The organism is Streptomyces sp. KPB2 (assembly GCF_003950055.1).
Taxonomy (GTDB): domain Bacteria; phylum Actinomycetota; class Actinomycetes; order Streptomycetales; family Streptomycetaceae; genus Streptomyces; species Streptomyces salinarius.
Genome location: NZ_CP034353.1, coordinates 7,875,554 through 7,901,853, shown reverse-complemented (window position 1 = coordinate 7,901,853; position 26,300 = coordinate 7,875,554). Strand labels below are relative to the sequence as shown.

The following is a 26,300-nucleotide window of genomic DNA, read 5'->3' as shown; positions in this document are numbered from 1 at the left end:
CGACCCGGTGTCAGGTCGCCCGGAGGGACGCGAGGTGGGCGTCGAAGGTCCGGCGGCCGCGCAGGTACTCCCCGCGTGGCAGCAGACCGCCCGTGGTCATGGCCTTGCCGACCTTGCCCGGGAGCGTCACCGGAACCACCAGGCGGCGTCGGCCCCGCGCCCGCGCGATGCGTCGCGCCATGTCCACCATGTCCAGCTGGTCGGGCCCCGCGATCACGGGTGCCAGGCCCGCCGGCCCCCCGACCGCGTACTCGACCAGCGTCTCGGCGACGTCCTGGGCGGCGACGGGCCGGGTCAGCATCCTGGGCACCATGACCACCGGTGACGCGCCGTTCAGCAGCGGTTCCGGGAACTCGAAGAACTGGGTGGCACGCACCACCGTCCACGGCACGCCTGAGGCGCGGACCAGTTGCTCCTGGGCGCGCTTGCCGAAGTAGTACCCGAAGTCGACCTCGTCACTGCCGACGATCGACAGGGTGACCAGATGCCCGACCCCGCCGGCGCGCGCGGCGGCGATCAGGTGGCCGGTCGTCCGGGAGAAGAAGTCGACGGCGGTCTTCCTTCTCGTGGTGACGATGTTCACCACGTCGATCACCGCGTCGCTGCCGGACAGTTTCTCGGCCAGGCCCGCCCCGGTGGTGAGGTCCACGCCGTGCGAACGGGCGAGGACCACGGGTTCGTGTCCGGTGGCCCGCAACTCCGCGACCACGTACTTGCCCACCAGACCGGTTCCTCCGGCCACGGCCACCCGCATGTGCTGCCTCTTCCCGCCGACATGGTTTGTGCTCCACACCCTGGTGACAGGACACGCGCTGCGGCTGTGACATCCCCTCACCGGCCGGAGTGTCACACACGCCCGTGCCACCCGGTCACTGCGGAAGAGGGACCTGCCGGCCCTCGCCCGGTCCCCGTACCTCGGCCGAGAGGAAGACCCATGATCACGCGCATCGTGACCGTCGCCGAAGGCGCACGGCTCACCCGTTCCGTCTCGATCGGCACGCACCACCTGACCGCCGACGAGCCCGAGCCCGTCGGCGCCGACGAGGGCCCCACCCCGGGCGAGCTGCTGCTGGCCGCCCTGGGGTCCTGCACCTCCATGGCCGTGCGGGCTCTGGCGGACCGTCACGACTGGCCACTGGAGCGGATCGACGTGGCCGTACGGTTCGGTGAGCAGGGTGACATCGTCAAGAACGTCGGGCTGAGCGGCGACCTGGAGCCCGCTCAGCGGGAGCAGTTGCTGGCGGCGGCCGGGCGCTGTCCGGTCCACCGCCTGCTGGCCCGGGAGGCGAAGATCGTCACCGTGCCCGCCCTGCTGGCGGAGCCGGAGGCGTCGCACGTCTGAGCCGGCCTTCGTCGGACGGGTCAGGGCGCGGTCGCCATCGCCTCCAGGCGCACCGAACCGATCTCCTTGCGGGAAGAGACGCCGAGTTTCACGAAGACCTTCCGCAAATGCCATTCGACCGTGTGCGGGCTGAGGAAGAGCCGCGCGCCGATCTCTGGATTGGTGAAGCCGCCCTGCACGAGCCGGGCGATCTCGACCTCCTTCGCGGTGAGGACCGCGTTCTCCGCCGTGGCGCCGACGCGCACCTTGACGCCGACGGCCTTCAACTCACGCCGGGCGCGTTCCGCGAACGCCTCGGCCCCGGCGGCGTCGAGCATCTCGTGTGCCTCGCTCAGCCGGGTTCGCGCCTGCGCCCGTCGCCGTTCCAGGCGCAGCCACTCCCCGTGCCGAAGCCGCGCGCGGGCGCTGTCCATCCGGACCCCGGCCGCGTCGAGCCGCTCGATCGCTTCGCGGTGCAGGGCGTCGGCCGTCTCTCCCTCGCTCACCAGGGCGCGCGCTGCGGCGGAGGTGCCGAGCGCCCAGGGGGTGCCGCTGACCCGGGCCATCTCCTCGATCGTGCGTACGGCCTCGGCGGCCCGCTCGGTTCGCCCGAGGCGCACGGCCGCTTCGACGAGTTCGACCCGGGACTGGAGGGACAGGCCAAGCTCCTGCGGGTTCTCACAGCCCCGCTCCGCCGCGGCGTAGGCCTCCTCGTACCTGCCGAGGCCGTTGCAGAGGACGGCGGCGGCCCATTGGGTGGCCGTCGTCACCTTGCCCTCGCCGCGCAGGAGTCGGTCCTCGGTAAGGGTCTCGATCGCCTGCCGGGTGGCCGACTCCCGCCCTCTGAAGGGCTCCAGGACGAGTGCGCCGTAGTGGGCGAAGAAGCTGCTGCCCGTGGCTTCGCCGATCGCGCTCGCCTCCACGGTCAGGGAGGCGGCGCCGCGCAGGTCACCGGCGAACACCCGGTTCGACAGGCGCAGCAGGAGGGCCGAGGGCAGTACGGCGAGCGCGCCGTTGCCGCGAGCGAGGTCGACCAGCCGCGCCGACAGCTCGGACCAGGCGGCGAAGTCCCAGGTGTTGTGCGCCATGCGGCAGGCAAAGGGCAGCCAGCCCAGGCCGTCCTCCGAAGAGAGTTCCCCCTCCCGGAACGCCGCCACGGCGTCCAGGAGGATCGGCGCGCCCACCGCGTAGCCCTCGGTCACCACCCGGGCGAGACCGGTCAGGAGGCGGGTCTCCCGGCTCTCGGTGCCGGTGTGACCCGGCGTGCTGAGCACCGCCTCGGCGACGTCTCGGACCCCTCCCGTGGCCAGTCGGCCCGCGGTCAGGGCCGCGTAGATCGCGTCCCGGTACGTCTGGTCGGCGAGTGCGGAGTCGAACGGCTGGAGCCGCTTCGCCGCTTCGAGCAGGAGCGGCAGTCCGGCGCCGGCGCTCTTGGCCGCCGACATGATCTGCCCGCGCAGCAAGGTCGCACGTCCCGCTTCGACCTCTTCCAGAGGGCTCAGCTCCGCCGCGTCGACCAGTTCACGCGCGGTGTCGAAGGCGCCCGCCTGGTACTTCGCCCGCGCCGCGGCCAGTGCTCTCGTTCCGCGGCGCACCGGATCGGGGGTCAGCGCGGTGGCTCGGTCCAGGAAGGCCGCCGCCGCGGCGACACCCCCGCGGGCGTGCGCTCGCCCGGCGGAGCCCTCCAGTTCGGCGGCGACGTTCTCGTCCGGGCCCGTCGCGGCACTGGCCAGGTGCCAGACACGGCGTTCCGGATAGAGCGTGGCGTCGATCGACTCGGCCAGGGCCGCGTGCACGCGCCGGCGCTCCTCGAACCCGGCGGCGCGGTACGCCGCGGAGCGCACCAGTGGGTGGCGGAAGCGGACCCAGGTGCCGAGGGTCATCAGACCCGACGCCTCGGCTTCGGTGGTGGCGCGGTCCACGTCGATGCCGAGGCGTTCGGCGGCACTGCGCAGCAGGGACACATCGCCGACCGGTTCGGTGGCGGCGATGAGCAGGAACTGCTGCGTCTGCGCGGAGAGGGACTCGATGCGGCGGAGAAAGCCCGCCTCGATCTGGCTGGACAGCGGACGCGTGTCCGGTACGCCGAATCCGCCGGCCATCTCGAGGAGGGTCAGGCCGCGCGGCAGCTCCACCAGGGCCAGCGGGTTGCCGCGCGTCTCGGCGACGATGCGGTCGCGTACCCGCTGGTCGAGCGGGCCGGTGACGACCGAGTCGAGGAGCCGGCGGGAATCGCGCTCGCCCAGTCCGCGTACGGCGAGCTCCGGGAGGTCGGCGAGCACCTCGCGGGCGCCGGACTCGCGGACGGCCAGGACCAGCAGGACGGGTTCGGCGAGCAGGCGTCGGGCGACGAACTCCAGCGTCTGGGCCGAGACTCGGTCCAGCCACTGTGCGTCGTCGACCAGGCACAGCAACGGCCCGTCGCCGACGGCGGCGGCGAGCAGGCTCAATGCGGCCAGGCCGACCAAAAACCGGTCGGGAGCGTCCCCGACCTGCATTCCGAATGCCGTGCGCAGGGCGTCGCGCTGCGGCTCGGGGATGCCGTCCAGGTGGGACAGCAGGGGCGCGCAGAGCTGGTGCAGCCCGGCGTAGGAGAGCTCCATCTCGGACTGCACGCCGACCGCTCTGACGACGCGGCACCCGGTGGCCCGGTCGAGCAGGTGGTTCAGCAGCTCGGTCTTGCCGATGCCCGCCTCACCGCGTACCACCAGCACGCCGCTGCGGCCCGCTCTGGCCTGTGCGAGGAGGTCGTCGAGGACCTTGCACTCGTCCTGCCGCCCGATGAGCTCGGTCCGTGCGCCGTCCCTCGCCATGGCAGCCTCCCGGCTGTCACGATACCCCGGCGTTTCACTTTCCGTAGACCTGTCTCAAACTGATTGCCAAGGCTCGCGCGCAGACGCTCGGGACCGGGGGCTCTGATGCCCTCGCCTGCGCCCTCTCTGCCTTCTGCCGCGTCCGCGTCTTCCCGGCATCGCGTTCCGACCAGAGCCCAGTGGCCGGAAGCCGCCGCTACGGATCCTGCGGTGACCTGGTACGGTGCCGGTCGATCAGGTCATCGAACCCACCACGACCGCCGTGCACACGAAGATCGCCAGGCCGATCGCGGTCATGGCTATCAGCGTGCCTCGCAGCCAGCGGCCGAACCGGAGGCGGTACGCCGCCTCGGCCGCGCCGATGCGCTCCGCGATGTGCTCGGTCACCATGCGGGCGACGTACTTCTGTTCCTCCAGATACCACCGCTCCAGGTCCATCCTCTGTCCGTGGGTCAGCCCCTCGGCCTTCGCCGTGAAGGCGGACACCCGCCGACGAGCGGCACTGAGGTGCGCCTCGCGGTACAGAAACGCCTGTATGTCGGCCAGCCCGCGAGCGGCCTGTCTGCTCGTGTTCATGAGGTACTCCCGTGTCACTCCGGTCGGGACGTGACGCGGCGCCGCGGTGGGCGCGGCGCCGGTGGGCCGCCGCCGGTCCTCCCGGGAGGGCGGCGGCCCACCCGCCGCTCAACCGGTCGCCTGCGCCGCCTCGTTGATCAGCCGGGCGACCTCGCCCGGACGCGACACGCTGACCGCGTGGGAAGCGGTGACGTGCACCACCGTGGCCTTCGCGCGCTCGGCCATGTACGTCTGTACCTGGGCCGGGATGTTGCGGTCCTCGGAAGCCACGAGGACCCAGGACGGGATGTCCCTCCACGCCGGCGCCGAGGCGCCCTCCGCGAGCGCGGCGTCGGCCACGGGCCGCTGAGTGGCCGCCATGACCGCCGTGGTCTCCTCCGGGACGTCGGCGGCGAACTGCTGGTGGAACCTGCTCTGCTCGATGTAGAGGTCAGCGGCCCGGCCGCCGCCGGGGAGCGTGACCGGCACCGGGCGGAGCGTCTCCCCCAGGGTGCTGCCCGGGAACCTGCCGGACAGGTCGACCGCGCTCTCGCCCTCGTCCGGCAGGAACGCCGCTACGAACACGAGAGCCTTGACGTGGTCGAGTCCCGTCGCGGCGTTGCTGATGACCGAGCCGCCGTAGGAGTGCCCGGCGAGGACCACGGGCCCGTCGATGGACTCCAGGAGTTGTCTGACGTACGCGCTGTCCTCGGTCAGCCCGCGCAGCGGATTGCTCGCGGCCACCACCGGATAGTCGTGCGACCGGAGCCTGGCGACCACTCCGTTCCAGCTGGACGAGTCCGCGAACGCGCCGTGCACGAGGACGATGGTCGGTTTCTGTGCGCTCATGAGAGTGGCCCTTCCGGATCAGTGGGTGCCGAGGGCCTTGCGCAGGACGTGGACCGCCTGCTCGATCGCCGCGGTGGAGGCCTGCGTTCCGCGGACCGGGTTCAGCATCATGAAGTCGTGCAGGCTGGCGTTGTAGCGGACACTCGTGGTCGGCACCCCGGCCTGGATCAGCTTGCGGGCGTACGCCTCGCCCTCGTCGCGCAGCACGTCGTTCTCGTCGACCACGACGAACGCCGGAGGCAGCCCCCGGAGGTCCTCCAGGGTGGCGCGCAACGGCGAGGCCGTGATCTGGCCCCGCTCCGCCGGATCGGGGGCGTAGGCGTTCCAGAACCACTCCATGGCCTTCGCGGTCAGGTGCGGCCCGTGCGCGAAGACGCGGTAGCTCTCCGTGTCCTGCCCGGCGTCGGTGACGGGGTAGTACAGGGACTGGTGCAGGAAGGTCACGTCGCCGCGCCGCTTGGCCATGTGGGTGAGGGCGGCGCTCATGTTGCCGCCGACGGAGTCGCCGGCGACGACCATGCGGGAGCCGTCCAGGCCCTCGTCGACGCCCTTGGTGGTGACCCACTGAGCGGTGGCGTAGGCCTGCTCGATGGCGACGGGGTACTTGGCCTCCGGGGAGCGGTCGTACTCGACGAAGACCACGGCCGCCTCCGCGCCCACGGCCAGCTCCCGCACGAGACGGTCGTGGGTCCCGGCGTTCCCGAGAATCCAGCCGCCGCCGTGCACGTAGAGGATGACGGGCAGCACGCCGGTGGTTCCGGCGGGCTTGAGGATGCGCACCCGCACGTCACCGACCTCGGCGGGCACGGTGATCCACTTCTCGTCCACGTCCGGCTTCTCCACCGGACCGGACTGGACGTCGTCGAGCAGCTTGCGGGCTCCCTCGACACCGAGTTCGTACAGCAACGGCGGCTTGGCGGTGGCGTTGGCGAAGTCCTGCGCGGCGGGCTCGAGAACGATGTCGCTCATGGTCACTCCTTGCGGTGATGAGGCTTTTGGATGCCTTTCCACCTCATGAGACCGTGTGAGGAGTCGATGTGTGACGCGTCGGGCCCGCACCAATGGTCCGGCTAGTCGGAGGCCACCCGGGTGGAGTCCACCGGCCTCGGCAGCAGGGAGCCGTCGACGTACAGGTCGACGTGCTCGTTGTAGAACGCGGTCAGTCCGGCGATGCGGTTGGCGTGGATGGTCGGGAAGTCGTACGTCCAGGCGATGTCCTCGTGGGCGCCGGTGTCGCCGTCGAACGACCAGTAGTCGCTCGTCGTTCCCTTGTAGGGGCACCGGGTCACCGTGTCGGAGTGCCGCAGCCGGGTCCAGTCGATGTTCATGGGGTCGAGGTAGTAGCGGGTCGGCAGACCGGTCTCGAACAGCTTCACGCAGCCGGAGGCTTCCGCCAGTACCACGCCGTCCACCTCGACCCGGACGGTGCTGCGCGAACGCAGCGCGTCCACGCGCGAGTACGGGCTCCGCGGATGGACGAAGACCGGCTCGTCCTCCTCGAACCAGGCGTCCAGCGCCTCCCATTCGAAGCGCACCGTGTCGCGCAGGGCTTCGGGGGAGCCCTCCCCCCAGACCCAGGCCGCTCCCGCACGGACCTCCGGGCCGACCCGCAGGGTGTGGCGGTGAGCGGGCCCGGCACCGAACTGCTCGGTGTGCTTGTCGTCGTCGAGCACGCCCTCCACCAAGTCCTCGATCGGGATGCTGAACTGCGGGTACGCCTGCCACTCCCACACGTACAGCGCGCGGCGGGTGTCGAAGGCGACACGGCCCCCGACCGTCCCCCGGATACGACGGGGAACGGGCTCGACGTGTCCGATCGGGACGATGAGGCTCGGGTGCAGGACGCTCTCGGTAGCCATGATGATCACCTTGGGTTCGCTGGAGGATGGTGCGCTCGCCGTACCCGGGGCCCGGGAGGGCGGCGCCGACTCGGGCCGACGGGCCTGGTCCACTCGTTCGATGCTATCGCCCGCCCCCGGCGACCACACCGATCGCGGCCCGCGATGCGCTCTTCTTCACACGGTGTGCCTTGAGGTGTCATGCGGAGCGGATTCCGTTGTCACAGAACGCGCGGGCGCCCGGTCAATGGTCCGTAACCGTTCCACCCTTGAGGAGATACGTCATGGACGCACGCATCAATTACTTCGGCAACGCCCTCGCGGGCAAGGTCATGAAGCACCTGAACTCGGCCGGAGCGGCGGTCCAGTCTGCTCTGCCGGTCGCCACCCAGGAGCTGGTGAAGATCCGGGCCAGCCAGATCAACGGCTGTGGCTTCTGCACGGACATGCACACCAAGGACGCCGCCGCGGCGGGCGAGGACCAGCAGCGACTGAACCTGGTCGCCGTGTGGCGCGAGGCCACGGTCTTCTCGGACGCCGAGCGCGCGGCCCTGGCGGTGACCGAGCAGGGGACCCGCATCGCGGACGCCTCCGGCGGTGTCTCGGACGAGGTGTGGGCCGAGGCCGCGAAGCACTACGACGAGGACCAGCTCGCCGCGCTGATCTCGCTGATCGCCGTCATCAACGCCTACAACCGCATCAACGTCATCAACCAGCAGCCCGCGGGCGGTTACAAGCCCGGCATGTTCGGCTGACGCGGCCTCTCCGGCCGCGCGGCGGCGCGGCCGGACGCGTGCCGTCCGTCGCCTGCTCACCCCGACCCCCGAGCAGGCGACGGACCGCTCGGGCCACGCCTCCACAGGACTCGACATGAACCCCTCCCCCGCTCCCGAGAGCATCGCTTCCCTTCGCATCGCCGGCGCGCGTGGGCGGTGGACCCTCCTGGCCACCGTCCTTGGCTCCGGCGTCGTGCTGCTCGGCTCGACGGTCACCAACATCGCGCTCCCGCGCATCGGCCAGGATTTCGACGCCGATCTCGGCGTCCTCCAGTGGACGGTGAACGCCTACATGCTGACCCTGGCGGGACTCATCCTGCTGGGCGGTTCCCTGGGCGATCGGTTCGGGCGACGTCGCGTCTTCGTCCTGGGCCTGGTGTGGTTCGCGGTCGCCTCCCTGCTGTGCTCCGTGGCGCCGGACACCACCACGCTCATCGCCGCCCGGGCCCTGCAGGGCGTGGGGGGCGCGCTGCTCACGCCCGGGTCACTGGCGATCATCGAGGCCTCCTTCCATCCGGACGACCGGCCGCGCGCGATCGGCCTGTGGTCGGGGTTCGGCGGCATCGGCGCCGCTCTGGGGCCGTTCGTGGGCGGGTGGTTGGTGGACGGGCCAGGCTGGCGCTGGACCTTCGTGCTGAGTGCCGTCCCGGCGCTGCTGTGCGTCCCCGTCGCCCTGCGCCATGTTCCGGAGTCCGTGGGCGCATCGCGCGCGGAAGCGGTTGCCAAGGCCGGCGCGATTGCCCGGCGCGGGGTCGGCTTCGACGTTCCCGGCGCCGTGCTGGGGGCCCTGGCCCTGGCGCTGGTCACCTACGCGCTGACGGAGGCGCGCGGCGGCGGGACCGTGGCCGTCGCCGCGGCCGTCGGAGGTGTCGTCGCGGGGGCCGTGTTCCTCCGCGTCGAACGACGCAGCGATGACCCCATGATGCCGTTGGCGATCTTCTCCTCCCGGCAGTTCACCGCCGTCAACGTGATCACCCTGTGCGTCTACGCGGGGACGGGCGGGTTCTTCTTCCTGACCGCGCTGCAGTTGCAGATCGCCGTCGGGTACTCGGCGTTGGCCGCCGGGGCGGCGATGCTGCCGAACACCGTGCTGATGCTGCTGTTCTCGTCCCACGCCGGGATGCTCGCCCAGCGGCTGGGGCCGCGGGCCCCGCTCACCGTCGGCCCGCTGGTGTGCGGAGCGGGGATGCTGCTGATGCTGCGGGTCGGTCCGGGTGCGTCCTACGTCCATGACATCCTCCCGGCCCTCCTGGTGATGGGCGCCGGCATGGTCGTCATGGTCGCCCCTCTGACCGTGACCCTGCTCGCCTCGGTGGACGCCTCGAACGCCGGGCTGGCGAGCGGCATCAACAACGCCGCGGCCCGGGCGGCGGGGCTGGTGTCCGTCGCGGCGCTCCCGCTGCTGGTCGGGATGGGTCCGGAGGCCTACCGGTCGGACGCGGCCTTCGATGCCTCGTTCGGCCGGGCCATGCCGCTGTGCGCGCTCCTGCTCGCCGTCGGCGCGGCGGTCGCTTTCGGCACGTTGCGGCGGTCCGCCACCGTCCCTCGTCCGGCGCACGGGCACACCCACGGCTGGCTGACGGAACCGCCGCTGGTGTCCCGCTTCGCCCATCGTCAAGCCGTCGAATGACAGCCGGCGCCGCGCGCGGCGCTTGCCGTACGAAAGGAACCAGACATGTCGTACCCGTACCCGGAGCAGAAGTACTGGGGTGAGGACGGGGAGGTCAGCGCCGTCTTCCGGCCGGCCGCCACGCCGCCGAACCTGGGTGAGAGCGGTGTCGGAAAGGACGCCACCCACCATCTGGCCACCACGGCCACCACACGGGGCGAGTTCGGGCTGTACCGGGTCGAGATGCGGCCCCGGGCGGGCGGCCCCAAAACCCATTTCCACAAGCGGATCTCGGAGTCCTTCTTCATTCTGGACGGCACCGTGCGCGTCTTCGACGGTGTGCAGTGGGTCGACGCCCGCAAAGGTGACTTCCTGCACGTCCCCCAGGGAGGGCTGCACGCCTTCCGCAACGACTCCGACGAACCGGCCGGCATGCTGCTGCTGTTCACCCCGGGCGCCCCGCGCGAGGAGTACTTCGAGCAGGTCTCCCAGCTGGGGCACGCTTCCGAGGAGGAGCGTGCAGCGTTCTTCGACCGGCACGACTCGTACTTCGTGGAGTAGGAGCAGGGGCAGGAGCGGGAGCCGTCGACCGCACGCGCGACAGGGCCCCGCATCCGTGACCTCCCGGCCTGGCCGGTGTCGCGGGTGCGGGGCCCTGTCGTACGTGCCCGACCGAGGGTCAGGCGGTGGGCCGGGGTGCGCGCAGGTGGGCGCGCTCCTTGAGTTCCTTCTCGTCGACCAGCTCCAGCATGGGCTTGCCGGGCGCGCACATCATCGTGACGACGAACTCCGTCTTCTGGTCGCTGAGCGCGTTGCCGTCCTGGTAGTGGATGGCGTCGCCGCCCGGCTCCCAGAACGTGCCGCCGGCCTCGACCACACGCTCGGGCTCACCCTCCAGCTCGAAGCGGACGGCGCCCTTGATGACGTATCCGAACGCCGGGCCGGAGTGGCGGTGCGGCGGGGTGCCGGGGTCGCCCGGCTCCCACTCGACGTGGACGGTCATCGCCGAGGCGCCCTCGGGGACGACGATCGGCGAGGCGTCCTGGATCATCTTCGCCGCACGGGTCCAGCTGGGGCCGTCCGCGTCGCCGGTTCCGTGTCCGTGGTGGGCGTGCTGTGCATTCTCCGACATCGAGTCGCACCTTCCGTGGTTCCGCCGTGACCGGGCGGCACTTCGTCCGCCGTCACGGGTCGTCTCCGGTCGTGATGACCGCTCGCCCTCCTGACCGGGGACCGAGCGGGTCTGTGACACCGCGCCGCGGCGGGGTGCGGCGGCCGCCCCCGCACGGTGTCACACGTAGGAGCCCCGACCTGTCTAGGAGAGACGGGCACGGTGGCACTGCGCATCCGCCACGATCCGCCCACGACACCCACCGGGGCCATCGGCCCCCGACGGAGGAGACGCAGATGAGAGTCGTCGTTGCAGGTGCCACCGGACTGATCGGTTCCCGGACCGTCGCACGGCTCCGGGACCACGGGGTGGAGGTCGTGCCCGTGTCGCGTGGGGAAGGAGTCGACGTCAGCACCGGCCAGGGCCTGGACCGGGCGCTGCGCGGCGCCGAGGTGATCGTGGACGTCACCGACGCGCCCTCCCGGCGGCAGCAGGCCAGCACGGCGTTCTTCACCACCGCGACGGGCAACCTCCTCCAGGCGGCGGCCGCGGCGAACGTCGAGCACTACGTCGCGCTGTCGGTGGTGGGCGCCGACCGGATCGGGTCGGGCTACTTCCGGGCCAAGGCGACGCAGGAGGACCTGGCCCGGCACACCACCGTGCCGTACTCCGTGGTGCGCGCCACGCCGTTCCACGAGTCCGTGGAGGCCGCCGCCGCGGCCGGCGCCCGGCCCGACGGCGTACATGTGCCGCCGCTGCTGCTGCGGCCCGTCTCGGCCGACGACGTCGCCGGGCTCCTCGCCCATGTCGCGGTGGGGCTGCCGGAGTTCGGGGTGGTCGAGACGGCCGGGCCCGAGGAGCTGCGGCTGGAGGACATGACGGCCGACGTACTCGCTCTCCTCGGCCGGTCCGACCCGGTGATCTCCGACGCGCGGGCCCCGTTCTTCGGTGCGGTGCTCGAGGAGCGCGCCCTGCTTCCGGGGCCGGACGCCCGGCTGGGCCACCACACGTTCACCCAGTGGCTCAAGAGCCGCTGACCCCGCCGGGCGGCGCTGCCCGGCGCCCGGATCTCCCCCTCAGACCTGTCGCCATGCGACACCCACCGTGTCCGCGGCCGGCGCCGCCGACACCCACGCCGTGACAAGAAGGCTGCCATGAGTGAACCCTCCCGGCCGACCGAGAACCCTGTGACGAGTGAGCTGGACCAGTTGCCCGACCGCGACCGCGAGGAGACCGCCGAGTGGCGGGCCTCCCTCGACGCCGTCGTGCGCAACGCGGGGCCGGAACGGGCCGTGTACCTGCTGCGACGGGTGCACGAGTTCGCCGCGAGCACGGGCATGTCCCTGCCGGGGCTGCTGCACTCGGACTACATCAACACCGTTCCCGCCGCCGCGCAGCCGGAGTTCGACGGTGACCTGGAGATGGAGTCCAGGATCACCGCGCTCAACCGGTGGAACGCTGCTGCGATGGTCACCCGCGGCGCGCCGCTCGGACTCGGCGGTCACATCTCGACCTACGCCTCGGCGGCCTGGCTCTACGAGATCGGCTTCAACCACTTCTTCCGGGGCAAGGACGGCGACGGCTCCGGCGACCAGCTCTTCGTCCAGGGACACGCTTCCCCCGGGATCTACGCCCGGGTCTTCCTGGAGGGGCGGCTGAGCGAGGACCAACTGGCCGCCTTCCGACGGGAGGCCGGCGGTCACGGCCTGCCGTCCTATCCGCACCCCCGGCGGCTGCCGTGGCTGTGGGAGTTCCCCACGGTGTCCATGGGGCTGGGCCCCATCGGCGCCGTCTACCAGGCCCACTTCAACCGCTATCTGCACGCCCGCGGCATCAAGGACACCTCCGCCTCACGAGTGTGGGCGTTCCTGGGCGACGGGGAGATGGACGAGCCGGAGTCGACGGCCGCCCTGACCCTGGCATCCCGCGAGAACCTGGACAACCTGACCTTCGTCATCAACTGCAATCTCCAGCGCCTCGACGGCCCGGTACGGTCCAACTCGAAGATCGTCCAGGAGCTGGAGGCCCGGTTCCGGGGCGCGGGCTGGAACGTGGTCAAGACGCTCTGGGGCGAGGCCTGGGACCCGCTGCTGGCCCAGGACACCACCGGCGACCTCGTCCGGCGCCTGGGCGAGGTGCCCGACGCCCAGATGCAGACGCTCGCCGCGCGGGACGCGGCCTACATACGCAAGCACTTCTTCACGGGTGACGCCCTTTCGGCGCTCTCCGCCTCCCTGAGCGACGCGCGGGTGGTCGAGCTGTTCGAGAACTCGCGGGGCGGACACGAGCCGTTGAAGGTGCACTCCGCCTACCGGGCCGCCGTGGAGCGCCGGGGCGCCCCGACGGTGGTCCTCGCCCAGACGGTGAAGGGCCACACGCTGGGCCCGGCGTTCGAGTCGCGCAACGCCAACCACCAGATGAAGAAGCTCACGATGGAGCAGTTCCGGGGCATGCGCGACCTGCTGGAGCTGCCCATCCCCGACAGCGCGCTCGCCGGTGACCAGGTGCCGTTCTGGCACCCGGGGGAGGACTCGCCCGAGGTGCGGTACCTGCGCGAGCGCCGGGCCGCGCTGGGCGGGCCCGCACCCGTGCGTCGAGTGGTCGCCAGGCCGCTGCCGGAGCCGCCCGCCAAGCCCTTCGAGGACCTGGAGAAGGGGTCCGGCCACCAGGAGATGGCCACCACGATGGCACTGGTCCGGCTGGTCAAGGACCTGATGCGCGACCCGGGGAGCGGGGCGCGCTGGGTGCCGATCGTCCCCGACGAGGCCCGCACCTTCGGCATGGAGTCGATGTTCCCCACCGCCGGCATCTACTCGCCGCAGGGCCAGACCTACGACCCGGTCGACGCTGACCAACTGCTCCACTACCTGGAGAGCACGACCGGGCAGCTGCTCATCGAGGGCATCACCGAGGCCGGTTCCGTCGCCGAGTTCGCCGCCGCCGCGACGTCGTACGCCACGCACGGCGAACCCATGATCCCCTTCTACATCTTCTACGCCATGTTCGGTTTCCAGCGGACCGGCGACCAGTTCTGGGCGCTCGGCGACCAGATGGGCCGCGGTTTCGTGGTCGGCGGCACGGCCGGGCGCACGACGATGACCGGCGAGGGCCTGCAGCACGGGGACGGCCACTCGCACCTGCTCGCCGCGACCAATCCGGCGGCCGTCAGCTACGACCCGGCGTTCGCCTACGAGATCGCGGTCATCGTCCGGGACGGTCTGCGCCGCATGTACGGCGAGCGGCCCGAGGACGTCTTCTACTACCTGACCGTGTACAACGAGCCCAAGCACCAGCCCGCCATGCCGCCGGTCCCCGGCATCGAGGAGGGCATCGTCCGGGGCATCTACCGGTTCCGGGCCGCCGAGGCACCGGCGGCCGGGCCCCGGCTCCAACTGCTCGCCTCCGGTACGGCGATCCACTGGGCCCTGCGCTCACAGGAACTGCTCGCCTCCGACTGGGGCGTGCACGCCGACGTGTGGTCGGTGACGTCCTGGACGGAACTGCGCCGGGACGCGATGCGTGCCGACGACGCCCGGATGCGGGGCGAGGAAGGCACCCCCTTCGTCACTCGGGCCCTGTCCGGGGCGCCGGGGCCGGTGCTGGCCGTCAGCGACTGGATGCGGCAGGTGCCCGACCAGATCAGCCAGTGGGTCGAGCAGGACTACTACTCCCTGGGCACCGACGGTTTCGGCCTGTCCGACACCCGTGAGGACGTGCGCCGCTACTTCCGGGTGGACGCCGAGTCGATCGTGGTGACCGCGCTGGACCGTCTGGCCCGGGTGGGGCAGGTGCCGCCGGAGACCGTCGCGCAGGCCCGAGCGCGCTACGGCCTCGACCGGTGAACCGCCCCGCCGGGCGCCCCCTACCGTCCGCGTCGCCCGACGCGGGCCCTGCACGACAGGTCCGGCGGGGCGACGCGCCCCGCCGGACCGTGAGGAGTTGAACGTCATCATGACCGTTTCCGTGACCCTGCCGGCTCTCGGCGAGTCCGTCACCGAGGGCACCGTGACCCGCTGGCTGAAGCAGGTCGGTGACCGCGTCGAGGCCGACGAGCCCTTGCTGGAGGTGTCGACCGACAAGGTGGACACCGAGATCCCCTCCCCCGCCGCCGGCGTCCTGCTGGAGATCCTCGCCGCCGAGGACGAGACCGTCGAGGTCGGTGCCGGCCTCGGCGTCATCGGCGCGCCGGACACGACCCCGGCGGCTCCGCCCGCGCCGGCGGCACCGGCACCGGCGGCCGAGTCCGGGCCCACGGCACCCGCTCCGGCACCGGCACCCGCTCCCGGTCCGGAGCCGACACCGGCTCCAGCACCCGCCCCGGCGCCGGCTGAGCCCGTCGTCCCATCTGCCGCGTCCGCCCCTCCGGCTTCCCCCGCGCCGGAGCCCGCGCCCGCGGCCCCGCAGGCCCCGGCGCCCGCGCCGGTGCCGGTGCAAACTGTACCCACGGCGCCCGCCGCCCCGGCGGCCGAGCCGTCCTCGCTCCGCGGCCGCACGGTCGCGGTGACCCGTATCCGCCGGGCCATCGGCAACAACCTCAAGAAGGCGCTGCTGGAGCAGGCGCAGCTCACTTCGACGGTCGAGGCCGACGTCACCCGGCTGATGCGCCTGCGGAACCGGGCGAAGGACGGCTTCCTGGCCCGCGAGGGCCTCAAGCTCTCCCCCATGCCCTTCTTCGTCAAGGCGGCCGCCCAGGCGCTGAAGGCACATCCGGTGGTCAACGCCCGCATCAACGAGGACGAGGGCACCATCACCTACTTCGACACCGAGAACATCGGGATCGCGGTCGACACGGAGGCCGGTCTGATGACCCCGGTCGTCAAGGCGGCCGGTGACCTCACCGTCGCCGGGATCGCCCGGGCCGTCCACGACCTCGCCGACCGGGCCCGCGGTGGTCACCTGACCCCGGACGACGTGTCGGGCGCGACCTTCACGATCTCCAACACCGGTTCGCGCGGCGCGCTGTTCGACACCGTCATCGTGCCGCCGAACCAGGCCGCGATCCTCGGCGTGGGCGCCACGGTCAGGAGGCCGGGGGTCGTGCGCGTCGGTGACGAGGACGTCATCGGCGTCCGGGACCTGGTGCACCTGTCGCTGTCGTACGACCACCGGCTGGTGGACGGGGCGGACGCGGCCCGCTACCTGACTGCGGTCAAGGGACTCCTGGAGGCGGCGGCGTTCGAGGACGACCTGTACCCCGACGCCGCTGCGTGAACGAGGAAAGCCGGTGCGGGCGATGCCCGCACCGGCTTTTCCCTTGGCGGCGGAGACCGCGGACGCGGTGTGTGAGGGTGCCCGCGCGTGTCACTGCCGGGGGACGGACGGGTGGGCCACCAGGTCGTGGACCTGGACCCGTGCGGTGACTGCGCCGCCCTCCTCCGTGCGCCGTACGGGAACGGGCGCGTGGCGCAGCATGGCGTCGATCCGCTCGTCGCCGGCCAGGAAGAGGCCGTAGAGCGTCGTCCAGCCGCCGGTCCGCGCGAGCTCGCCCAGGTGCCGGAGCAGGCGGGTCCCGAGTCCGCGGCCCTGCCAGGCGTCCTCGACCAGCAGCGCCGCCTCGACAGCGGTGTGATCCGGCATCAGGTGGCCCACGGCGACGATGCGGCCGGTGGCGCCCAGGGCCGCCAGGTGCACCGATCCGGGGCGGGACAGCAGAGTGGGCACATACGTCCGGGGGTCGGCCATCGCGCGGTGGTAGCGGCTCCACAGGGTCTGCGGGGAGCATCGGCGGTGCATCGCCACAGTGCGGGCGAGTTGGCCGGGGCCTATCGGGATGATCCGCGGTTCGCGGCGCATGAGTCCGTCCTTGGGCGGCCGGGAACCGTGCGCGACACGCACACGGCGCGGGGTCGGGAAAGGGCCGGTGGCGAACCACCGGCCCTTCGATCACCGGTGCGCTCTCAGCGCACCGAGCGGGCGGCGTCCTCGATGACGCCGGTGACCTTTCCCGGCTGCGAGACGCTGACCGCGTGGGACGACCGCACCTCCGTGGTGTGGGCACCGGCCCGCCGGGCCATGAACTCCTGGGCCGCGGCCGGGATGTTGCGGTCCTGGGTGGCGACCAGGACCCAGGAGGGAATGGTCTTCCAGGCCGGTTCGGCCGCTCCCTCGCCCAGGGCCGCCTCGGTGACCGGTCGCTGGGTGACGCTCATGAGGTCGGTCTTGTTGCGCGGCACGTCGGCCGCGAACTGATGGCGGAACTTGTCGTTCTGGATGTAGAGGTCGGTGCCGGGGGAACCGTCGGCGTTCGTCACCGGCACGGGGCGCAGCGCGTCACCGAGGGTGCTGCCGGGGAACCGTCCGGACAGGTCGACCGCGCTCTCCCCCTTCTCGGGGAGGAAGGCGGCGAGGTACACCAGCGCCCTGACGTTCTTGTTGCCGGTGGCGGCGTTGCTGATGACCGAACCGCCGTACGAGTGACCGGCGAGCACGACGGGGCCGTCGATTCCGGCCAGGACGTCCTTGAGGTAGGCGGAGTCGCCGCTCAGGGAGCGCAGCGGGTTGGCGACGGCGACGACCGGGTAACCGTCGTGCCTGAGCCTGTCGATGACGCCGTTCCAGCTGGTGGAGTCGGCGAACGCACCGTGCACCAGGACGACGGTGGGTTTGTCGCCGCGGTCGGCGGGGCTGCCCTTGCCGGCGGAGGCCGGGGCGATCGTGGTGGCGAGCAGGCCGACGGCGACGCCGGCGCCGGCCAGGACGGTCATCGTCGTGTGGGTCCGGCTTGCGCGGGAGGTGCGGTTCATGTCGCATGCCTTTCGGGCGGGATGGTGATCGGTGTGTGCGGCACGTTGTGTCGCCTTTTCACCTTTGAGACCGGAGACCCACCAAATGCGTGACATGGTGTGAAAATGGTCTCCGCCCGTCTGCGTCGCCTCGCGGTTCAGGACCTGTGCCGACCGGTGATCTCTTCGTGCTCGGTCGCCGTGGGCTTGGGAATCTGCGTGCCGGGGCCGTAGAGGAAGCCGCTGAGCCCGATGCGCAGGCGCTGTGTGCCGCGGGCCACGGGACCGTCCCCGTCGCGCGCGGGTACGGCGGCCAGGGGCCGGTGCTGCTCGTGCGAGGTCAGCGTGTGCAGCCGCGCCGGGTCGAGTGGTTCGTGTACCTCGACGTACTCGCCGTGCGGCAGGCGCTTGATGACGCCGGTCTCGCGGCCGTGCAGCACCAGGTCGCGGTCCCTGCGCTGCAGTGCCAGCGCCACGCGCTTGGTGACGACGAAGGCCAGGACCGGGACGACGAAGAGGCCGACGCGCACGGCCCAGGTCACGTCGTTGACGGACACGTGCAGGCGGGTGGCGATGATGTCGTTGGCGGCACCGATCAGGGCCACCGAGTAGACACTGAGCCAGGCCACGCCGAGGGCGGTGCGCACCGGGCGGTTGCGGGGACGGTCCAGCAGGTGATGTTCGCTGTCGTCGTCCGTCACCCAGGCCTCCAGGAACGGATAGGCCCCCATGGCCAGGAAGAGCAGCACCCCGACCAGCAGCGGCAGCAGGTTGTCCAGGGCCAGGGTGTGGCCCCAGAAGTCGATCTCCCAGCCGGGCATGACGCGCAGCAGTCCGTCGGCGACGCCCATGTACCAGTCGGGCTGGGATCCGGCGGAGACCTGGTCGGGACGGAAGGGACCGTAGTCCCAGACGGGGTTGATCTCGCCGACGGCGGCCATGAAGAAGAGCACGCCGGTCACGAGGAAGAAGTAGCCGGCGGCCTTCACGGCGTACACCTTGGCCGGAAGACCGACGACGTTGTCGCGGGTACGACCGGGTCCGGGGTACTGCGCGGGCCGGTGGCGCAGGGCCAGGACCACGTAGCCGACGACGAGGACGACGATGAGTGCGGGGATGACCAGGACGTGCAGCGTGTTGAAACGGGCGATCAGGTCGTCGCCGGGGAACTCACCGCCGAAGAGGAAGAACGACAGATAGGTCCCGACGACGGGGATCGACAGGATCGTGCCGTTCACGACCTGGAGGCCGGTGCCGGACAGCAGGTCGCCCGGCAGGTCGTAGCCGGTCAGCCCCGCGAACATCGCCAGGACGAGCACGCCGAACCCCAGCACCCAGTTCAGCTCCCGCGGCTTGCGGAACGCGCCGGTGAAGAAGAGCCGCAGCATGTGGGCGAGAACGGCGGCGACGAAGACCAGGGCCGCCCAGTGGTGGGCCTGGCGGACGAGCAGGCCGCCGCGGACGTCGAAGGAGATGTGCAGGGTCGAGTCGAAGGCCTGCGACACCAACTGTCCGCGCAAGGGGGCGTAGTCGCCCTGGTAGACGACGAGGTCGGAGGAGGGGTGGAAGTAGAAGCTCAGATAGACACCGGTGATCAGCAGGATCACGAAACTGTAGAGCGCGATCTCGCCGAGCATGAACGACCAGTGGTCGGGGAAGACCAGGCTCCGGACGGAGCGAGCGACAGGGCGGCGGCCCAGCCGGCTGTCCGCCCATCGGGCGAGCCTCTCCCCCGTGCGCTTCCGCTCCGGCTCCACCGGCCGGCTGTCGTGGCCCATCTCTTCACCCTTCGTTACTGCGTCACCCGCAGCTCACCGGCGCCGCGGTGGCGGGCTCGGCCATGGTTCGGCGGCACCGGCGCGGCGCGAGGGCTTCCGGCCGCGGTGCGGCCGTGGCGGGGGTGGGGGGCGCCCCGCGGATCGCCCGGCCGGGAAGTCCGTCCGGCACACGTGTGGCGCGACGAATCCGACTCGTCCGACACTGTGCTGTTCGATGTGATTCGCGTACTGCTGTCGTCAGCATGACCGGCGAGACGGTGCGCGTGTGACATTCGGCGGCGCCCCCGGGAGGGACAGCGACGGGACGGGCCGGCGCGGCTCCCGTCCCGGGGCCGGGCGTCATCGGGACACGATGTTCTCCAGCTCCTCGCCCGCGGCGAAACGGCTCAACTGGCGTCGGATGAGCTGTTCGAGGCGGGGCCACAGGGACGACGTGAACGCGCCGACGTGCGGCGTGATCAGCACGCCGGGTGTCTCCCGCAACGGATGCCCCGGCGGGAGCGGCTCGGGGTCGGTCACGTCGAGCGCGGCCCGCAGCCGGCCCTCGTGGGTCTCCTTGAGCAGGGCGTCGGTGTCGACCACGGCCCCGCGTGCCACGTTGACGAGCAGGGCGCCGTCCTTCATGCGGGCCAGCATGCCCGCGTCGAAGAGCTGACGGGTCTGCGGGGTGAGCGGCACGGACAGCACGACGACATCGGCGTCGGCCACGAGCCGGGGCAGGTGTGCGGCCGAGCGGACGGGCCCCCGGGGTGCGTCCCGGTCCGTGCCGGCGACACGGGTCACCGCACATCCGAAGGGCACCAGGAGTTCCTCCAGCGCGGAGCCGACGGCGCCGTAGCCGACGACGAGCACGGACCGCCCGTACAGGGACGGGAAGACCTCCGGTCGCCACGCCCCGCCGTCCTGGGCGCGGACCGACTCCGGTATGCCGCGCAGCGAGGCGAGGATGAGGGTCAGGGCGAGTTCGGCCGTGCTCGGAGCGGGGGCCGCACCCGCGTTGCACAGGGTCACCGGTCGAGGGAGCCGGTCCAGCTCCGCGCGCAGTTCGTCCGTGCCGGAACTCAGGGCCTGCACCGCACGCAGACGCGTCATGCGAAGCAGGGGTCTGCCGATGACATCGATGTCCTTGGTCAGCGGCGGGGCGTAGAAGTCCACCTCCGCCGGGTCCGACGGGAAGGCCGAACGACCGTCCCAGCGGGCGTACTCCAGGCCTGGTGGCAGGTCGGTGAGATCGGCGAACTGGGCGGGCAGCCATACCTGCGGGGTTCTCACGGTCATGACGGCGTGTTCTGCTTTCCCTCCGGGTTCCGCGAGGTCGGAACCAGAGAACTGACTGCGTGTACCACGCACTTGTGACAGTCCACCCCCGTGACAGGCATCACCTCGGGCCCTCTCGGGCCGGGCTCTCGCGGGGCACCCGCTGTCACAGGCCCCGCTCACGCGTGGTCTAGCTGGACATGCAACCCGTCATCACCGGAGCACCGGTGTCCCGACCGGACCCGGACTCCTACGCCGTCACCGCCGAGTTCTACGACATCCTTCAGGCCGACCGGGACGCGGCACGCGTCCGCGACCTGTACGGCCGGCACATCGCGCGGGCCCGTCTCGGTGTGCTGGACATCGGTGCCGGGACCGGCCGGGTCGCGCTGATGAGCCTGGCCGAGTCCGCGGTCGACGTGCACGCGGTGGAGCCCGCGCGAGCCATGCGCACGTCCCTGCTCACCCGCCTCGCCACCCTGCCCGCGCGTCAGCGCGAGCGCGTGACCGTGCACCCGTACGCCCTGGACGAGGCGGCGCTGTACGCGGCGGCGGACGTCGCCGTGTGCCACAACACGGTCGCCTGTCTCCCCCCGGCCGCGCGGGACGCGCTGTGGCCCGCGATCCACGTGGCCCTGACCCCGGGGGGCACGCTCCTCCTGGAGCCGCCGCCCGCCCTGCTGCCCTCTCGCGACGTCGTGCGCCGCCTGCCGGAGCAGCGGGTGGGCGCGCACGTGTACGGCGGACGCATGACGATGTCCGCGGCGGGACACCGCATCCGCACACGTGTCGACTACTGGGTGCGCAGCGGACGACACGTGCTGCGGGAGCACACGGAGTCGTTCTGGATGTGGCCGGCCTCGCGCACGCGGATCGTCGACGACCTGGCACGGCACGGCTTCGTCCCGCTGCCGGGGCACGACGATCCGCGTGTTCTGGCCGTGACGCGGCCGGCCCACCGGTGAAGCGGAGTACGGGGCCGGACGGACCCGTGCCACGGTGTCACAACGCGTGTAGTCGCCCGGTCTGAAGGGTGACCGGACCACTCGGTCCGTGTGCGCCTCACAGACTGGGACGGGGATCTCATGCCGCGTGCGAAGACGTTCGTGATCGTCGGGGGCGGCCTGGCCGCCGGCAAGGCCGCGGAGGAACTGCGCGAGCACGGCCACGACGGGCCGCTTCTCGTGATCGGGGACGAGCGGGAACGACCGTACATCCGGCCGCCGCTGTCCAAGGGCTACCTGCTGGGCAAGGAGGACCGCGAGTCCATCCACGTGCACCCCGAGAGCTGGTACCGGGAGCACGACGTCGATCTGCTCCTGGGCACGAGCGTGACGTCCGTCGACACGCGTGGCCGGGCGGTGACGCTGGACGACGGCCGCCGCGTGCCCTACGCGGGTCTGCTGCTGGCCACCGGTTCCTCGCCGCGGCGCCTGTCGGTGCCGGGCGCGGACCTGGAGGGCGTGCTGTACCTGCGGCGCGTGGGCGACAGCGAGCGCCTCAAGGAGGCGTTCACCGAAGGCGCCCGGATCGTGGTGGTCGGCGGTGGCTGGATCGGGCTGGAGACGGCGGCGGCGGCCCGGGCGGCCGGCGCCGAGGTCACCGTGCTGGAGCACGGTGAGCTGCCCCTGCTGAAGGTCCTGGGCCGGGAGGCGGCCGAGGTCTTCGCCGGTCTGCACCGGGACCACGGTGTGAACCTGCGGCCCCGTGCCGAGATCGAGGCCGTCACCGGAACCGGGGGCCGCGTGGACGGGGTCCGGCTCGCCGACGGAACCCGGCTGCCCGCGGACGCCGTGGTCGTGGGGGTGGGCATCACGCCCAACGTCCGCCTGGCCAAGGAGGCGGGCCTCGACGTGCGCAACGGCATCGTGACCGACGCCCACCTGCGGACCTCCGCCGACGGTGTGCACGCCGCCGGTGACGTCGCCAACGCCTACCACCCCCGGCTCGGCCGGCACCTGCGCGTGGAGCACTGGGCCAACGCGCTGCACCAGCCCCGTACCGCCGCGCTGAGCATGCTCGGCCAGGACTCGGTGTACGACCGGCTGCCGTACTTCTACACCGACCAGTACGACCTCGGCATGGAGTACACCGGGTACACCGAACCGGGCGGCTACGACCGCGTCGTCTTCCGCGGGTCGCGCGAGGAGCGGCGGTTCCTGGCGTTCTGGATGTCCGGCAACCGGGTGCTGGCGGGGATGAGCGTCAACCTGTGGGACGTCATCGGGACGATCCGCGCCCTGATCGAGTCGGGCGCGGAGCCGGACGACGCCGCCCTCGCCGACCCCTCGGTCCCGCTGGAGAGCCTGCTTCCCCCGCACGCGCGGCCGACGGGAGACCGGGCGTGACCGGCAGCCCTCCCGCACCACTGCGCCCGATGCCGGACGACTGGCGGCGGGCCCTGGCCGTGGTGGCCCACCCCGACGACCTCGAGTACGGGTGCTCGGCTGCCGTGGCCTCCTGGGTGGCCGACGGCAGACAGGTCACCTACGTGCTCGCCACCCGCGGTGAGGCCGGCATCGACACCCTGGATCCGGGACGGGCCGGCCCGCTGCGTGAGGCGGAACAGCGGGCCGCCGCCGCGGCGGTCGGTGTCCACACGGTGGAGTTCCTCGACCACCGGGACGGTGTCGTCGAATACGGCGTCTCCCTGCGCCGCGACATCGCCGCCGCCGTACGGCGTCACCGGCCGGAGCTGGTGATCACTCTGAACCACCGGGACACGTGGGCCGCCGGGGCCTGGAACACCCCGGACCACGTGGCCGTGGGGCGCGCGGTGCTGGACGCGGCGGCGGACGCGGGCAACCGCTGGATCTTCCCGGAACTGGCCGAACAGGGGCTGTCGCCCTGGAACGGCGTCCGCTGGGTGGCTGTCGCCAACTCACCGACGCCGACCCACGCCGTGTCCGCCGAGCCGGGCTTCGAACAGGGCGTCCAGTCCCTGCTGCGGCACCGGACCTACCTCGAAGCCCTGACCGAGCAGGACCCCGAGACGTACGCGCGCCGCTTCCTGGGCGAGAGCACCGGCGTCCACCGGGCACGGTTCGCCGGGACTCCCGCCGTCGCCTTCGAACTGTTCAGCCGATGACCGGGCGCCCGCGCGCCCTTCGTCGCCATTTCCGCCAGCCGCACGAGCCGCACGAGCCCGTGCCGAGGAAGGACCGATCATGACGTACGACTCCCCCTCCGTCCTGGACGCCGGACCGTCCGACGGCGTCGATCCGGACGAGTTCGTGCGCGCCGCCGTGCGCTGGCACTTCGACCCGGAAACCGGCTCCCGCTACTGGCTGGACCGGTCCGAACGGCTCGCCTTCGATCCGCGGCGGGATGTCAAGGGCGTGGACGACCTGACGCTCTTCCCCGACCTGAGCGACGAACTGCGCCACGTCCCGGTGGCGGACCTGATTCCCCGGGGTTACGGCGGCGACGCCCGGCTGCTCAACGTCTTCGACAGCGGCGGGACGACCGGGGCGCCCAAGCGGGTCGTCCAGCTCGACGACTGGATGAGGCACAGCACCGCACAGGTCGACATGCGTCTGCGGGAGCACGGGCTGCCCGTCGGCGCCCAGTGGCTGACCGTGGCGCCGACAGGGCCACATCTGGTGGGGGACGTGCTGCAACGGGCGGCGGCCTCGCTCGGCGGCCCGGGCCTGAGCATCGACATGGACCCCCGGTGGGTGCGGAAACTGATCGCCACGGGCCGCACCGACGAGGTCGAGTCCTACACCGACCACCTCGTCGAACAGTGCCGGCGGATCCTGCTGACCCAGGACATCGGCGTCCTGGCGGCCACCACACCCCTGCTGGAGCGCTTCGCCCGCGAGGACGACCTCCTGGAACGGATCAACGCTTCGGTCCGGGCGATCGTCTGGGGCGGCACCCACATGGACCCCGACACCCGTCACCTGCTGGCCACGGAGGTCTTCCCCGACGTGCCGCTGATCGGCATGTACGGCAACACCATGATGCTCACCGCGCTGCTCGAACGCGCCGGTCTCGACGCCTCGCAGCCCTGCGTCTTCGACCCGGTGTCGCCGTACGTGTTCCTGTCGGTCGTCGACCCCGCCACCGGGGAACCCGTCGCGGTCGGCGAGCGCGGCCAGGTGATCGTCAGCCACGTCAGCAAGTCGATGCTCATCCCCCACAACGCCGAGCGCGACACGGCCGTGCGCGTCCGGCCCGCGGGCGGTCACGCCGGCGACGCCGTGGCGGACGTGGCGCCGGTGCCCACGGTGAAGGGCGAGACCGTGATCGAGGGCGTGTACTGATGGCCCCCGTCGATGCCGCCGAGCCGGTGTACCTGGACGCCCTCGGCCCCCGCGGCCCCTACCGCACCCGTGTCCCGGACATCGTCACGGATGTGTCCGGTGCCGAGGTGGCGCGGCTGAGTCTGGTGCCGCCGGTGTACGTCGACCGGGCGCTGGCCGCGCTGCGCGGGGCCGGGCCGGTCCCGGCGGCCGACCTGGACACGCTGCTGGCGGCGGCCGCCGAGGAGTTCGCCACCGGCACCGTCGGCGGGCTGGGCGTGCGCGAGTACGAGTACCTGGTCAGCCGGACCTCCGGTACTCCGCTGGCCGTGGTGCGCGACGCGACCCGCGGCACGGCGAGGTTCGTCGGCCGCGCCCGTGCCTCGGCAGAGCAGGGCAGGCCGCGCGGAACGGTCCGGGAGCGCCCGGACCCCTCCCTCGGAGCCGGGCACGCCGTGTGGGCCCGCCGGGGCGAGGTGTTCGCCGTCAACGCGTCCGGCAATCATCCGGGGGTCCACCGGCTCTGGCTGGAGGCGCTGGCTCTCGGCTACCGCGTGGCCGTACGGCCGTCGCGGCGCGAGCCGTTCACCCCGCACCGTCTGGTCGGCGCGCTGCACCGGGCGGGCGTCGGCCAGGACCGGCTGGTGCTGCTCCCCACGGACCACCGGACCGCGCAGACGCTGATCCGCGGCGCCGACCGTGCGGTGGTGTACGGCGGTGACGAGGTCGTCGCCCGGTACGCCCACGACGCCCGCGTGCTGCCCCAGGGCCCCGGCCGGACGAAGATCCTCGTCACGGCGGACACGGACTGGCGGGAGCACCTGGACACGATCGTCGCCTCCGTCGCCGACGAGGCCGGCACCGCGTGCGTCAACGCCACCGCCGTCCTCGTCGAGGGCGACCCGGCACCGCTCGCGGAGGCCCTCGCGGCGCGCCTGTCCCAACTGCCCGGTCTGCCGCCCCAGGACACCCGGGCGGTTCTCCCGGTGTGCCCGCTGGACCGGGCCCTGGCCCTCGACTCCTATCTGAGGTCGGTGGCGGCGGGGACCCGCGCCTGGCTCGGCGGCGACGGCATCGTCGACGACCTCGGGGACGGAAGTGCCGTCCTGCGGCCCGCCGTCCATCAGGTCGCCGACGCCGGTGCCCCGCAGGTGGGGACCGAACTCCCTTTCCCCTGTGTGTGGGTGGCGCCCTGGAGCCGCTCGGACGGCATCGCCCCGTTGCGCGGGACACTCGTCCTCTCGGTCCTCTCCCGTGATCGCGCACTGCTAGACGTGCTGGTGGCGGAACCCTCCATCGCCAACGTGTACGCGGGTGACCAACCGACGTACTGGATGGCTCCGGGAGTGCCCCACGACGGCTACCTGTCGGACTTCCTGATGCGCGGCAAGGCGGTGGTCGGTTTCGGGGTCGGGTGACCACGG

General features: G+C 72.1%; 23 protein-coding genes. 12 read left to right on the top strand and 11 right to left on the bottom strand.

The annotated features are described in order from the left end of the window. Positions 1-10: 10 nt before the first annotated feature. Positions 11-754, bottom strand: coding sequence for an NAD(P)H-binding protein (locus D1J63_RS35830; RefSeq protein WP_125634845.1), 744 nt, complete (start codon positions 752-754; stop codon positions 11-13). A gap of 180 nt (positions 755-934) precedes the next feature. On the opposite strand from D1J63_RS35830, the gene D1J63_RS35825 reads away from it, so the two are divergent. Then, positions 935-1,342 carry an OsmC family protein gene (locus tag D1J63_RS35825; protein ID WP_125634843.1) on the top strand — a complete coding sequence of 136 codons (408 nt, stop codon included), beginning with the start codon at positions 935-937 and terminating at the stop codon, positions 1,340-1,342. 20 nt (positions 1,343-1,362) lie between these two features. Here D1J63_RS35825 and D1J63_RS35820 read toward each other — a convergent pair whose 3' ends face one another. The 5 genes from D1J63_RS35820 to D1J63_RS35800 form a co-directional block, all read right to left on the bottom strand. Next, positions 1,363-4,134 carry a LuxR family transcriptional regulator gene (locus tag D1J63_RS35820; protein ID WP_125634841.1) on the bottom strand — a complete coding sequence of 924 codons (2,772 nt, stop codon included), beginning with the start codon at positions 4,132-4,134 and terminating at the stop codon, positions 1,363-1,365. Between the two features lie 234 nt (positions 4,135-4,368). Next, the gene (locus D1J63_RS35815) at positions 4,369-4,710 is read right to left on the bottom strand and encodes a hypothetical protein (RefSeq protein ID WP_125634839.1); all 342 of its coding nucleotides are present in this window, start codon (positions 4,708-4,710) and stop codon (positions 4,369-4,371) included. 108 nt (positions 4,711-4,818) lie between these two features. Continuing rightward, positions 4,819-5,538: an alpha/beta hydrolase gene (locus D1J63_RS35810; RefSeq protein WP_125634838.1), complete on the bottom strand. Its 720-nt coding sequence runs from the start codon at positions 5,536-5,538 to the stop codon at positions 4,819-4,821. Between the two features lie 18 nt (positions 5,539-5,556). Then, complete coding sequence (locus D1J63_RS35805; RefSeq protein WP_125634836.1) at positions 5,557-6,507, bottom strand: alpha/beta hydrolase; 951 nt, start codon at positions 6,505-6,507, stop codon at positions 5,557-5,559. A 101-nt stretch (positions 6,508-6,608) separates the two neighbouring features. After that, positions 6,609-7,397 carry a DUF427 domain-containing protein gene (locus tag D1J63_RS35800; RefSeq protein ID WP_125634834.1) on the bottom strand — a complete coding sequence of 263 codons (789 nt, stop codon included), beginning with the start codon at positions 7,395-7,397 and terminating at the stop codon, positions 6,609-6,611. A gap of 263 nt (positions 7,398-7,660) precedes the next feature. On the opposite strand from D1J63_RS35800, the gene D1J63_RS35795 reads away from it, so the two are divergent. From D1J63_RS35795 to D1J63_RS35785, 3 genes are all read left to right on the top strand, one after another. Continuing rightward, positions 7,661-8,131 (top strand): carboxymuconolactone decarboxylase family protein, encoded by a 471-nt coding sequence (locus tag D1J63_RS35795; RefSeq protein ID WP_006131870.1) that lies wholly within the window; start codon positions 7,661-7,663, stop codon positions 8,129-8,131. Between the two features lie 115 nt (positions 8,132-8,246). Continuing rightward, positions 8,247-9,782: an MFS transporter gene (locus D1J63_RS35790; RefSeq protein ID WP_125634832.1), complete on the top strand. Its 1,536-nt coding sequence runs from the start codon at positions 8,247-8,249 to the stop codon at positions 9,780-9,782. A gap of 45 nt (positions 9,783-9,827) precedes the next feature. Beyond that, entirely contained in the window at positions 9,828-10,322 is a 495-nt protein-coding gene (locus tag D1J63_RS35785) for a cupin domain-containing protein (protein ID WP_125634830.1), read from the top strand. Positions 10,323-10,440: 118 nt separating this feature from the next. Here the strand turns inward: D1J63_RS35785 and D1J63_RS35780 are convergent, their stop codons facing one another. Further along, on the bottom strand, positions 10,441-10,893 hold the full coding sequence (locus tag D1J63_RS35780) for a cupin domain-containing protein (RefSeq protein WP_125634828.1): 453 nt from the start codon (positions 10,891-10,893) through the stop codon (positions 10,441-10,443). A gap of 275 nt (positions 10,894-11,168) precedes the next feature. Here D1J63_RS35780 and D1J63_RS35775 point away from each other — a divergent pair, with 275 nt between their 5' ends. The 3 genes from D1J63_RS35775 to D1J63_RS35765 all read left to right on the top strand — a co-directional run bounded on the left by D1J63_RS35775 (position 11,169) and on the right by D1J63_RS35765 (position 16,083). Further along, positions 11,169-11,909, top strand: coding sequence for an SDR family oxidoreductase (locus tag D1J63_RS35775; protein ID WP_125634826.1), 741 nt, complete (start codon positions 11,169-11,171; stop codon positions 11,907-11,909). 117 nt (positions 11,910-12,026) lie between these two features. Further along, positions 12,027-14,714 (top strand): pyruvate dehydrogenase (acetyl-transferring), homodimeric type, encoded by a 2,688-nt coding sequence (gene aceE, locus D1J63_RS35770; RefSeq protein ID WP_125634824.1) that lies wholly within the window; start codon positions 12,027-12,029, stop codon positions 14,712-14,714. Positions 14,715-14,823: 109 nt separating this feature from the next. Continuing rightward, the gene (locus tag D1J63_RS35765; protein WP_125634822.1) at positions 14,824-16,083 is read left to right on the top strand and encodes a 2-oxo acid dehydrogenase subunit E2; all 1,260 of its coding nucleotides are present in this window, start codon (positions 14,824-14,826) and stop codon (positions 16,081-16,083) included. 90 nt (positions 16,084-16,173) lie between these two features. Here D1J63_RS35765 and D1J63_RS35760 read toward each other — a convergent pair whose 3' ends face one another. The 4 genes from D1J63_RS35760 to D1J63_RS35745 all read right to left on the bottom strand — a co-directional run bounded on the left by D1J63_RS35760 (position 16,174) and on the right by D1J63_RS35745 (position 20,650). Next, entirely contained in the window at positions 16,174-16,665 is a 492-nt protein-coding gene (locus D1J63_RS35760) for a GNAT family N-acetyltransferase (protein WP_125634820.1), read from the bottom strand. A gap of 104 nt (positions 16,666-16,769) precedes the next feature. Next, a complete protein-coding gene (locus D1J63_RS35755) occupies positions 16,770-17,615 on the bottom strand; it encodes an alpha/beta hydrolase (protein ID WP_125634818.1) in 846 nt (281 codons plus the stop codon). A 137-nt stretch (positions 17,616-17,752) separates the two neighbouring features. After that, positions 17,753-19,372, bottom strand: a complete 1,620-nt coding sequence (locus tag D1J63_RS35750) for a cytochrome bc complex cytochrome b subunit (protein ID WP_125634816.1) — start codon at positions 19,370-19,372, stop codon at positions 17,753-17,755. A 339-nt stretch (positions 19,373-19,711) separates the two neighbouring features. Beyond that, entirely contained in the window at positions 19,712-20,650 is a 939-nt protein-coding gene (locus tag D1J63_RS35745) for a 2-hydroxyacid dehydrogenase (RefSeq protein ID WP_125634814.1), read from the bottom strand. Positions 20,651-20,856: 206 nt separating this feature from the next. On the opposite strand from D1J63_RS35745, the gene D1J63_RS35740 reads away from it, so the two are divergent. From D1J63_RS35740 to D1J63_RS35720, 5 genes are all read left to right on the top strand, one after another. Then, the gene (locus D1J63_RS35740) at positions 20,857-21,594 is read left to right on the top strand and encodes a class I SAM-dependent methyltransferase (RefSeq protein ID WP_240798866.1); all 738 of its coding nucleotides are present in this window, start codon (positions 20,857-20,859) and stop codon (positions 21,592-21,594) included. 120 nt (positions 21,595-21,714) lie between these two features. Next, positions 21,715-22,977: an FAD-dependent oxidoreductase gene (locus D1J63_RS35735; protein WP_125634810.1), complete on the top strand. Its 1,263-nt coding sequence runs from the start codon at positions 21,715-21,717 to the stop codon at positions 22,975-22,977. Then, positions 22,974-23,717: a PIG-L deacetylase family protein gene (locus D1J63_RS35730; RefSeq protein WP_125634808.1), complete on the top strand. Its 744-nt coding sequence runs from the start codon at positions 22,974-22,976 to the stop codon at positions 23,715-23,717. The genes D1J63_RS35735 and D1J63_RS35730 overlap by 4 nt, the downstream gene beginning before the upstream one ends. 79 nt (positions 23,718-23,796) lie before the next feature. Further along, entirely contained in the window at positions 23,797-24,897 is a 1,101-nt protein-coding gene (locus D1J63_RS35725) for an AMP-binding protein (protein WP_125634806.1), read from the top strand. Next, complete coding sequence (locus D1J63_RS35720; protein ID WP_125634804.1) at positions 24,897-26,294, top strand: aldehyde dehydrogenase family protein; 1,398 nt, start codon at positions 24,897-24,899, stop codon at positions 26,292-26,294. Before D1J63_RS35725 ends, D1J63_RS35720 begins: the two co-directional genes overlap by 1 nt. Positions 26,295-26,300 lie beyond the last annotated feature (6 nt).